This window comes from Thermodesulfobacteriota bacterium (assembly GCA_040756475.1).
Classification (GTDB): domain Bacteria; phylum Desulfobacterota; class Deferrisomatia; order Deferrisomatales; family JACRMM01; genus JBFLZB01.
The window spans coordinates 1-9,964 of sequence record JBFLZB010000168.1; the positions used below are offsets into that span (position 1 = coordinate 1).

Annotated in this window: 8 protein-coding genes; 2 read left to right on the plus strand and 6 right to left on the minus strand. The window is 70.3% G+C overall.

Annotated elements, in window-relative coordinates; genetic code table 11:
- Nucleotides 1-129 precede the first annotated feature (129 nt).
- The 6 genes from cooS to AB1578_18590 all read right to left on the minus strand — a co-directional run bounded on the left by cooS (nucleotide 130) and on the right by AB1578_18590 (nucleotide 8,731).
- Nucleotides 130-2,085 (minus strand): anaerobic carbon-monoxide dehydrogenase catalytic subunit, encoded by a 1,956-nt coding sequence (gene cooS, locus AB1578_18565; GenBank protein ID MEW6489899.1) that lies wholly within the window; start codon nucleotides 2,083-2,085, stop codon nucleotides 130-132.
- 742 nt (nucleotides 2,086-2,827) lie between these two features.
- Nucleotides 2,828-3,943, minus strand: coding sequence for an ABC transporter ATP-binding protein (locus tag AB1578_18570; GenBank protein ID MEW6489900.1), 1,116 nt, complete (start codon nucleotides 3,941-3,943; stop codon nucleotides 2,828-2,830).
- Entirely contained in the window at nucleotides 3,940-4,716 is a 777-nt protein-coding gene (locus AB1578_18575) for an ABC transporter permease (GenBank protein MEW6489901.1), read from the minus strand. Before AB1578_18575 ends, AB1578_18570 begins: the two co-directional genes overlap by 4 nt.
- 3 nt (nucleotides 4,717-4,719) lie before the next feature.
- Nucleotides 4,720-5,571, minus strand: coding sequence for a molybdate ABC transporter substrate-binding protein (gene modA / locus AB1578_18580; protein ID MEW6489902.1), 852 nt, complete (start codon nucleotides 5,569-5,571; stop codon nucleotides 4,720-4,722).
- Between the two features lie 155 nt (nucleotides 5,572-5,726).
- Nucleotides 5,727-7,580: a rhomboid family intramembrane serine protease gene (locus AB1578_18585; GenBank protein MEW6489903.1), complete on the minus strand. Its 1,854-nt coding sequence runs from the start codon at nucleotides 7,578-7,580 to the stop codon at nucleotides 5,727-5,729.
- A gap of 23 nt (nucleotides 7,581-7,603) precedes the next feature.
- A complete protein-coding gene (locus tag AB1578_18590) occupies nucleotides 7,604-8,731 on the minus strand; it encodes a cytochrome c3 family protein (GenBank protein ID MEW6489904.1) in 1,128 nt (375 codons plus the stop codon).
- Between the two features lie 359 nt (nucleotides 8,732-9,090).
- Between AB1578_18590 and AB1578_18595 the strand changes: the two genes are divergently transcribed.
- Together AB1578_18595 and AB1578_18600 are read left to right on the plus strand one after the other, a co-directional pair.
- Entirely contained in the window at nucleotides 9,091-9,552 is a 462-nt protein-coding gene (locus AB1578_18595; GenBank protein MEW6489905.1) for a MucR family transcriptional regulator, read from the plus strand.
- Between the two features lie 207 nt (nucleotides 9,553-9,759).
- Nucleotides 9,760-9,964, plus strand: a 205-nt coding sequence (locus AB1578_18600) for an SPFH domain-containing protein (protein MEW6489906.1), incomplete at its 3' end; no start/stop codon positions are given.

Below are 9,964 nucleotides of genomic sequence, written 5' to 3' on the forward strand. Positions count from 1 at the left end.
GCCGGGCTGTTGTCTTCTTCTGGGCCGGGCCGCCCCCCCCCCCCCCCCCCCCCCCCGAAGGGGAGCCCCAGGACGGGGCGACTCAGCTGGTCTTGGCAAAGGCCGTGGGAGGCATTCCTCCCTTGGCTGTTAGACCTTGAGCTCGCGGCGGGCTTCCATGTCGAAGAGCTTGCGCTCCTTCTTCTCGTGGATGCCCAGAGCCTCGCGCTTCTGGTTGATGTGGCCGATCATCAGCTGCGCCATCTTGTAGGGATCGGGCTCCACCGCCCACTTGCCCCCGACGTCGTTCTCCAAACCGCCGAACAGATAGTCAGCGAACTTCGTGCCCGGCACGTGGGGGAGGGTGACGCCGAAGACGGTAAACACACCGCTCGTCACGAAATAGTGCCCAATCGAGATGGCCTTCTCGCTCATCCACTCCGGCGCTGCCCCTGCCACGGGCAAGTCGCTGATGTCATCCCCCAATCCGCCCGTCTTGACCATCTCCGAGAGCGCCACCAGGATGCGGCTGTTGTCCACGCAGGAACCGGAGTGCAGCACCGGCGGCATACCCACGGCCTCGCACACTTCCGCCAGCCCTGGCCCGCAGTACTCCTTCGCCGCCTCCGGCCGCATCAAGCCCACTTTTGCCAGGGAGATCGCCGAGCAGCCCGTCTGGACCACCAGGACGTCGTTCTTGAGGAGCTCCTTGACGAGCTCGACGTGGACCCAGTCGTGCTTGACGCGGGGGTTCGTGCACCCCACCACCCCGGCCACCCCCCGAATGCGCCCATTGATGATGTTCTCGTTCAAGGGAGTGTAGCTCGCCCGAAAGCTCCCGCCCAGCATGTAGTTGATCGTCTCATGTGAAAAGCCACCAATGAGCTGGTTCTTGACGTCGGGGATCTGCACCTTGCTCGGGTTTCTGTTCTTGTAGTTCTGGATCGCCGTCGCCATCAGCTCCACCCCGACCTTGCGCGCGTCGTGGTCGCCGTGGAACTCGATGTGCTGGGCCCCCTCGATCTTGCATCGATAGTTCGTGGTGATGAACTTCGTGTGATAGCACTTGGCGAGCTTAGCCAAGCCCGCCTGAATGCACTGGACGTCAACCATCATCGCGTCCACCGCCCCCGTGAGGATGGCCGGGTCGCACTGCATGAAGTTTCCGGCGTGGGGAATGCCCCGACGGATCAACTGCTCGTTGCCGGAGCAGCACATGCCGACCAGGTTGATGCCCTTAGCCCCTTGTCCTTTCGCCTGGGCGACCAGCTCCGGGTCCTCGGCGAGTTGCACCATCATGTCGAGCAACTGCGGCTCGTGGCCGTGCACGATCACGTTGACTTCGTCCGCCTTGAGGGTGCCCAGGTCGATCTCGGCCGGCACGGGTCGCGGGGTACCGAACATGATGTCGGAGAGCTCGGTGGAGATCATGGAGCCGCCCCAGCCGTCCCCCAGGGAGCAGCGGGTTGCGCCGAGCATCACGTTCATGTACTCCTGGTCCACACCCATGTGGGTGCGGTGCATCATCTCCACCACCTCGCGGTCCACCCCGCGCGGCAGGACGCCCAGCTCCTTCCACTTCTCGAAGCGCTTCTTCGGTGCCCGCTCCAACAACTTCACATACCCGTGCTGCTGGCCGAACTGGGCCAGGCAGGCTTCCCCCAACTCGACCGCCACGTCCTGGACGCTACGGTCCTGGGTCGCCACGCCCATGTCCTTGGCGAAGGCGAGGAGCTTGCCTTCTTCCTTGATCTCGAAGTCCGGGTTCTCCCCCTTGGCTACGGTCAAAAAGAGCTCGGCCATCTCCCGGCCGTGGTCGGAATGGGCCGCAGTGCCGGCCGCCACCATCCGGGCAAACCCCCGGGCTTGAAAGGTGTCGATGTTGGCCCCGCACACGCCAACCTTTTCGTAGGGCGCCTTGCTGGAGAGTCGGCAGGGCCCCATCGAGCAGTGCTTGCAGCACGCGTTCTGAGCGCCAATGGGACAAGGGGCCAGGGCGTCGGCACGGTCAAAGGAGGTCTCGACTCCCTCGGCACGCGCCTTGGTGAGCATCTGGGCCGTCGACTCGCAAATGGTGATGTCCTGGATCTCGCGAAGCTTTGCCATGATCGGTGTCCTCCCTTGCAGTGTTCGCAGCGGCACTGGGTCATCACGTCTTTGACGATGCGTCCCCGCTCCCTTCCCTCACGGCTCTCCTTTCGCTTTGGGCAGCGGTTCGATCGAACCGCTCCAGAAACGCACAAGCTTCGACCGTGAACAGAGGGACTACGCGGAGCTCTCGCCCCCGTGGGGGCTGTCGCCCGTGGGATCAGGGGATAACAAGAGGCGTGCCACGCTGCCGTGGGAGCGCGAGAATCGCGGATTTGCCCGTGAGTTCAAGGGCTTGGCGGGCGTTTGAGCGGGCGGGAATGGCCGCGCCGGGTTGGGCCTTGCGTTGCGCTGCAACAGGAAGCAGCAGCGAAGCCAACCTTCTGGCTAGCTCAGAGCCGTCTTGGACTGGCCCCTCCCTGCAAACGTTGCAAGTGCATCGCGCAACGCAACACCTACAACAGAGACACCGGGCGCAGGTCCCCGGTCGGCGTCCCTCCGCCGGAGAAGGATGTGGGTGCCCTTCCGGAAACACTGTGCGGGAGCGAGGCTGCCCTACGACAGGCCCGGGGGCGGCGGCTCGGCGTTGCCTTCAGGTCACGCCCCCGCGCGAACCGAAACGCCCCGCCTGCCCGGCGTCGAGATTCCCTGTCAGCCGCGCTTCGAAGGGGACGCAGGGCCCGGAACTCCAGCTCCGGGCCCCTTCGGGTGCCCCCACCTCGATCCGGTCGTGCCAGAGCAACTCCCGGCCCACCTTCGATCACTCCGGGCGGAGCAGGCAGAAGCTCCAGGGGCGGACGTGGAGCCAGACCTCCTGGCCGGCCTCCATGGGATACTCCCGGGCGGCCCGGATGTTGAGCCAGGCATCGAGCCAGATCCCCGAGACCCACAGGCGCACGAGCCGGTAGTGGCCGAGATCGGCCCAGCTGTCCACCACCCCGAGTTGGAGGTTGCGGTGGCGGGCGGTGTCGGGGGCCCGGTCGGGGCGCACCAGGATGACCTCTTCGGGGCGGATGCCTACCACCGCGCGGTCCCCTTCGGCAAACCCGTCGTCGGCGCTGCCGGGCTGCACCGGGGGCAGGAGGGCCTCGAAGACCACCGGCGTGCCTTCCAGCGCGACGCGCCGGTAGCCTTCCCCGGTGCGGGGGCCCACCCGGGCGGGGTAGAGGTTCTGGAGCATCAGGAAGCGCGCCACCCGCAGATTGGCGGGGCGGTTGTAGAGCTCCCCGGGGCGCCCCGTCTGCTCCAGGCGGCCGGCCATGAGGATGGCCATGCGGTCCGCCATCAGGAAGGCCTCCTCGGGGTCGTGGGTCACCTGCACGAGGGTGAGCCCGAGCCGGCGCTGGAGCTCCCGGAACTCCACCTGGAGGCGCCGGCGCAGCGAGGCGTCGAGCGCCGAGAAGGGCTCGTCCATGAAGAGCACCCGGGGCTCGGTGACGAGCGCCCGGGCGAGCGCCACCCGCTGGCGTTCCCCTCCCGAGAGGGTGCGCACGTCGGGGCGGGGGAGGACCGCCCCCAGGTCCAGGAGTCCGGCCCAGTGGGAAAGCCGTTCTTCGGCATCCGCGGGGGGCCGGCCCCGGGCGCGAAGGCCGAAGAGCACGTTGTCCCGGACCGAGAGGTGGGGGAAGAGGGCGAGGTCCTGGGGCACGTAGGCCACCTGGCGCTCCTCCGGGGGGAGCCGGGTGGCGTCGCGGCCGCCCAGGAGCACCCGCCCCGCCTCGGGCCGGCGAAGCCCCAGGAGGCCCTCCAGGAGCAGGGTCTTGCCGGCCCCCGAAGGCCCGAGCACGAAGAAGCTCTCTCCCGCCTCCACGGCGAAGTCGATGCCCCGAAGACGGAAGCCCCCGAAGCCCATGGTGAGGCCCTCGCAGCGGATCACCGCCGCTCCCCCATGGCGTGGACGGCCCCCAGGGCGAGAAGGCCCGTGGCGGAGAGGACGAGCATGAGGGCCACGGCCCCGGAGATGTCGACCGAGGCAAGCCGCAGGTAGATGGCCACGGGGACCGTCTCGGTCTTTCCGGGCACCGCGCCGGCCAGGGTGACGGTGGCGCCGAACTCCCCCAGGGCCCGGGCCCACCCCAGCACGAAGGCGGCCGTGAGGCCCCGGCGGGCCAGGGGAAGGCTCACCCGCCGGAAGGAGCCCCAGGGGGTGCACCCGAGAAAGCGCGCCACCTGCTCGTAGCGCACGTCCACGTCCTGGAAGGCCGCCTTGAGCACGCGGATCACCACGGCCAGGGCCACGGTGAACTGGGCCAGCACGATCCCCGGCACCTCGAAGACGAAGCGCAGGAGGTGGGCCTCCACCCACTGGCCGGCGGGGCCCCGGAAGAAGAGGAGCCACGAAACGCCCACCGCCACCGGGGAGAGCACCATGGGCAGGTCGAGGAGCACGTCCACGGCCCGGGCCCCGGGGAAGCGGTGGCGGGCCAGGGCGTAGGCGCAGGGCACTCCCACCGTCAGGGCGAGGAGCGCGGCCACCGTGGCGGTGCCCAGGCTCAGGACCAGGGCCTGGCGGATGGCGGGCCGCCCCAGGGCCCCCAGGGGCTCCCAAAGCCCCGCGTACCCCACCTGGGAGACGAGCATCGCCCCCACCAGGAGCAGCGGCAGGAGCACGGCCCCGGCCAGAAGCGCGGGGAAGAAGCGGCGCCCCACGGCCTACCTCCAGGAAGCGGGCAGCGGCCACTCCCCGCCCACGGGGGTATCCGGGCGGGCCCGCCTGCGCGCCTCGGCGAGGTCGGCGAGGTACCCGTGGGCGCGAAACACCGCTTGCCCCTCCGGGCTCACCAGGTAGGCCAGGAAGGCCCGGGCAAGCTCCGGCTCCCGGGGAAAGGCCGAGACCGCCGCCGGAAGGTAGCCGATGCGGGTCACCTCCTCCGGGGGGTAGTACACGGTTTCCACCCGCTGGGGGTCCCACTCCTCGAACACGTCCCACCCGATCACGGCGTCCACGAGCCCCAGGGAGAGCATCTGGGCGGTCTTCTCGCAGGACTCGGCCTGGTTGACGATGTTGCGGCGCACCGATTCGGAGAGCCCCCGGGCCTCCAGGGCCTCCACGGCGTAGAGCCCCACGCACACCGTCTCGGGCCGGGCGATGCCCACCCGCATCCCCGGCCGGGCCAGGTCGGCCAGGCCCCGGATGTTCTTGGGATTGCCCCGCGGCACGTTGATGGCGGGGATCAGGTAGACGACCCGGACCTCCGTGGAGGGGTCCACCAGCCCCTTGCGTTTGGCGAGCTCCCCGTAGTCGGAGGAGCCGGGGAAATAGATGTCGCCGCGCCGCAGGAGCTCCATCTGGGAGAGCATGGTGCCCGACCCGCCCAGGTGCAGGAGGATCCGGGCCCCGGTGGCTTCCTGGAAGCGCCGGGCCGCCTCCTCCAGGGCGGGCTTGGAGGCAGAGCCGGCAAACACCTCCAGCGCCCGCCCCTTCCAGGCGCCAGCCTGGGCGGCGCTGGCGAGGGCGAAGACAAAGAGGCTCGGGAGGACTCGAGTCGCCAGGAACCGTCGCACGGTGGTTCTCCTTTCTTCCTACGAAGTGCGCCCGCGAGGGCGGCGGCAGTCGTCCCCCGGGGCGGGCGCACGCCGTGCGCCCCTACGACTACCGGCCCCCGCGGGGAAAGGCAAGAGGGAAGACGTCGTGGAGTCGGGGGGAGGGGGAAAGGGGCTCAGCCCGGGCCCAGGCGCAGCACCCGTAGGAGGTCTTGCTCGTAAGCCTCCAGGGTAGGGTAGCGGCGCAGGCGGTGGGCCCCCTCCCCCAGGAGCCAGGCCGCGCCGCTTCCGGCGAGAACGGCTCCGGCGAGCGAGAGGAAGGCCTCCTCGGCGTCGGCCTCGGTAGGGATGAGGAGACGGGGGTCGAACCGGTGGGTCTCGAAGCGCAGGGCCTTTGCGGGGCCCGCCCCCCCGGAAGGGCTCTCCAGGAAGAGGTCGAGCACCAGGTTGGCCTCGGCGGCGTCGTCCACGGCGGCGGCAGCCATGGCCCGGACCCGGCTCAGGGTGAGGGCGTGCTCCGACCCGGAGACCTCCAGCCGCAGCACCCCGTCCGCCAGGGCGAGGGGTGCGGCGGAAACCGCCCGGAGGGTCCCGCCCGTTCCGGGAACCGGCGCGGACGGCGCCCGGGGGGACTTCTCGGCTGCCGCCGGGCTCCGGCGCTCCTCCTGCCGGGGAGCAGCGGGGCGGGACACCGGTCCCTCCGGAGGCGGCCCCCCCTGGAGCTCGGCCCGCACGGCCTCGGGAAGATCGGATCGGGAGAGGGCGAGCGCCACCAGGCGCTCCCGGGCCTCGCCGGCCGCCACCCGCGCCAGTCGGGCCACCGCCTGGGGCGAGACGTCGGCGCGCACGGTGGCGGCGGCCGCGTCCGCGACCCGGGCCGCGTCGCCCGGGCGGCCCAGGGCCGCCAGGGCTTCGGCGAGCCCCAGCGCGGCGGGAAGAGAGACGCGGACCCCGGTTTCGTTGCTTTGAAGCTCCTGCCAGAGCTGGAATGCCTCCTCGGCCTCCCCCCGCTCCAGACAGCGGCGAAGCCCCAGGATTGCCTGCTGGGCGGCGTCCCCCGCCGGCCTCGTGGCGCCCTGGGTGTCCCAAGGCGCGGGGGGGCGCGGCACGGTCCCCGCGGGGCTGTGGCCGCGGCTCGGAGACGACCCGGCGGTCGCGAGGGCGCCGTTGCCTCGGGGCCCCCACCGCAGGGCGGCGGCCCCCAGGGCTCCCAGTGCCAGGGCGGTGCCGTGGGCCCAGAGGGGCGCGGCCCGGCTCGCTACGGCCGGGCCCACGAGGTCGGGGGAGAGGAGCCCCAGGGCTTCCCGCAGGCCCCAGGCCGGGAGCACCGCCCAGCCGGGAACCGAGAAGGTGCCCGTGCGGCTGCTTCCGAGCCAGTAGGCGAAGCAGAGCGTGTCGCGGCATCGGAGCACCGCCAGCGCCCCCACCACCGCCGCCGCGAGCCCCGAGGCCCCCACCAGGGCGGCGTGGAGCCCCGGGTGGCGCAGGGCGAAGACGCCGGCCCCGGCTGCGGCCGCGGCCAGCCCGAAGGCCGCGAGGAAGCCCGGGCCCCACTCCTCTTCCAGAAAGGGCATGGCCAGGTGCAGGAGCACGAGGTTGAGGAAGAGCGGCACGAACCCGGCGTGGAGGAACAGGTGGGTGGCAAACGCCAGGGGCGAGAGGTCCGCCGGCACGACGCCCAGACGCCAGTGGGGCGTCCCCGCGAGGACGTCGAACCCGCTGCGCGCCAGGCCGTCGAGCTCTGCCTGCTCCAGGGCGAGGAACTTGCCCGGGGCACCGCCCGACCCTGGGCCAGCGGGGGCCCCGGCCGGGTTCCGCGCCCGAGCCCCGAGCCTGGGGTCGAGGGTCAGATACGGCCGCGCCTCGTGGATGAGCCGGGCATCCTCCAGTGTGCGGACCGCCGGTCCGATCCGGTTGCTCCCCCCCAACCCGGAGGCCAGGAACAGGAGCGCACACGCGGCCAAAACTCCATAGGTGAGCCAGGGGCGGCGGGATGGAGCGCCGCCGGTGCCGGCGAGGGGGAGGAGCATCGGGGCCTCCGGAGGCCGGCGCCTCAGTAGTGGCAGCGGCGGCAGAACTGGCGCTGGGCGCCCACGTTCTCCGAGATGTTCAGCTTCGACACGTCGCGTTGGGAGTGGGCCGTGTGGCAGCTGTCACAGCCCAGGCGCCTTCCCGGGCGGGAGGGGTCGGTGCTTCCCTCCACCGGGTGTCCCGCGATGGGATGCCCGGCGGTGGTTTGCGCCACGTCGGGGTGACAGCGCCCGCAGAACGCGTTGCCCTCCGCCGCGGTAAGCATCACCGTGGCTCCGCCGTGGGGGTTGTGGCACTGCGTGCAGGACACCTTTCCGTGGAGGGAGCGTTCCACGGGCAGGGGTATGGTCTGGGAGTGGCAGTGCAGGCACAGGGTCGTGGTGTCTTCGCGCACCAGCGAAGGCGTGGGCCCGCCGTGGGGGTCGTGGCACACCAGGCAGCCCCCGGCGGCGAGGGGACCGTGCACGAACTTATGGTTGCCCAGCACCTTGGCCAGGAACCCCTCGTGGCAGGTGCTGCACAGGCCGGCCTGGGAGCTCTTCTGCGTGAAGCGCGTGGGACGGTACTCCGGCTCGTGGCACATGAAGCAGGAGTAGACCGCCACCGGCCCGTGGAGGTTCTCGTGCCGCTCCACCCGGGGGTGGCAGGCGCCGCACACCTTCCCCACGGGGGAGAAGGGCCGGTCTCCCCGGGTCTCGAAGACCTCCGGGAGGCTGTGGCAGCCGGAACAGGTAGCCTCCCGTTCCCGCCCGTGAAACGCGTAGGGCTTGGCGCGGGACAGGGCCGCAGTCCTCGTGCTGTAGGGCGGAACGTACGTGGCCGCCACGCGCAGGAGCTCGCTTTCGTCCTCGGCGGCGAGGACCCGGATCTCATGGGACCCCTCGTCCAGGAGCAGCCGCACGTGGTGCAGGTCCTCGTCGTTGCCTGGAACCACGGTGTCGGCCAGCGCCGCCGGCTGGCCGTCCAGTTGGTAGACGACGGCGGTGCCGGCCCCAACCGTGTAGACCAGCAGCAGGTCGGGTGCGTGGACCAGGGCGTTCTCCGAGGGCGCCAGGAGCCGCGTCGGGCGCGGAGCGTCTTCCATGCCCAGACTCGGCGAAGCCAGGAGAACGCAAAAGAACAACATGGAGACAGCGAGCCGCGACATCATGTGGTTCCACCTCCTGCGCACGTATCGAATACCTGCCCGGCCACTCATCGGCGAAACGCCCCGCGTCCGTGAGCTCTGCGTGTCCGCGCGGGGGGGGCGCGGAGCACGCGGCACACCGTACCACTCAAGGGAAGGCGAGGCCACAAGAGGGCGTCACTGGGGTATCGAAGGACCAAAGAATGGGAGCCTTCGAGAAGTGGGTGCGTTGTCTTTGTGCAGTGGACCTTGGAGGTATCGAATGGACAGGAGGGGGCAGGTTCGGTTGTATTTTTTTCTCAAGAAAACCCCTTGCGTTGCCTGTCGTTCTTGGTTATATACCCGGCTCATAGTTGTCAACCTGCTGGGAAGGAGTGAGCTGAATGGACAAGCGACTGCTGCTTCAGATGACGGCCGACATCGTGGCATCCCATGCTTCCATGAACGAACTGACCCAGGCGGACTTGCTGGGGGAGATCGATCAGGTCTATGCCAAGCTGGCCGGCCTTGCCGGCGGCGTGGAGGGGGAGGGAGATCTTGCCTTGGAGATCGTCTCGGGGGCGCCGGAGAAGCTCAAGCCCGCCGTGCCTCTGGACGCAGCTTTCGGTGCGGACCGGGTGTTCTGCATGGTGTGCGGCAAGGGGATGAAGACCCTCAAGCGCCACCTGGCGACCGCACACGACATGAAGCCCGGCCAGTACCGCCGCACGTTCGGCATCCCGCCGGGAACCTCCCTCGTGGCGCGGGAGTATTCCGAGGCGCGCAAGAAGATGGCCAAGGACCTCAACCTCGCCGAGCGCCTGGTGGATGCCCGGGCGGCTCGGGGCAAGAAGAAGAAGAAATAGGCCCAGCCGCTGCGGCGGTTCAACGCAGGTGCAGGGCCCGGATTGCCTTTGGCGGTCCGGGCCTTCCTCGTTGGAGGCCGGGAGTGCTCTTGCCTCGCCCGGGGCGCCCTGCGGATCTCGCGGGAGAGGACCTGAGTAAAGGGCTGGACGTGCCAAGCCGATGAGCTCCGCAGTGCCTTTGCAGCGAGGAAGGGGAGGAGCGGACCAATGGGTACGGACAATCTGGTGTTCCTGGAGGTGCTGGAGTGGTTCGACCCCACGGGGCGCGAGCTTGCGCACCGCCTTCCCCAGCGGGGGTCGGGGGAGCTCAAGATCGGCGCCCAGGTCATCGTGCGCGACAGCCAGGCGGCGGTCTTCTACACGGGCGGCGTGGCGTGCGACGCCCTGGGCCCGGGGCGCCACACCCTGGTCA

Bases quoted from the DNA above. Each gene is read 5' to 3' on its own strand.
- cooS (MEW6489899.1), bottom strand. From the start codon at position 2,085: ATGGCAAAGCTTCGCGAGATCCAGGACATCACCATTTGCGAGTCGACG.
- AB1578_18585 (MEW6489903.1), bottom strand. From the start codon at position 7,580: ATGCTCCTCCCCCTCGCCGGCACCGGCGGCGCTCCATCCCGCCGCCCC.
- AB1578_18590 (MEW6489904.1), bottom strand. From the start codon at position 8,731: ATGATGTCGCGGCTCGCTGTCTCCATGTTGTTCTTTTGCGTTCTCCTG.
- AB1578_18595 (MEW6489905.1), top strand. From the start codon at position 9,091: ATGGACAAGCGACTGCTGCTTCAGATGACGGCCGACATCGTGGCATCC.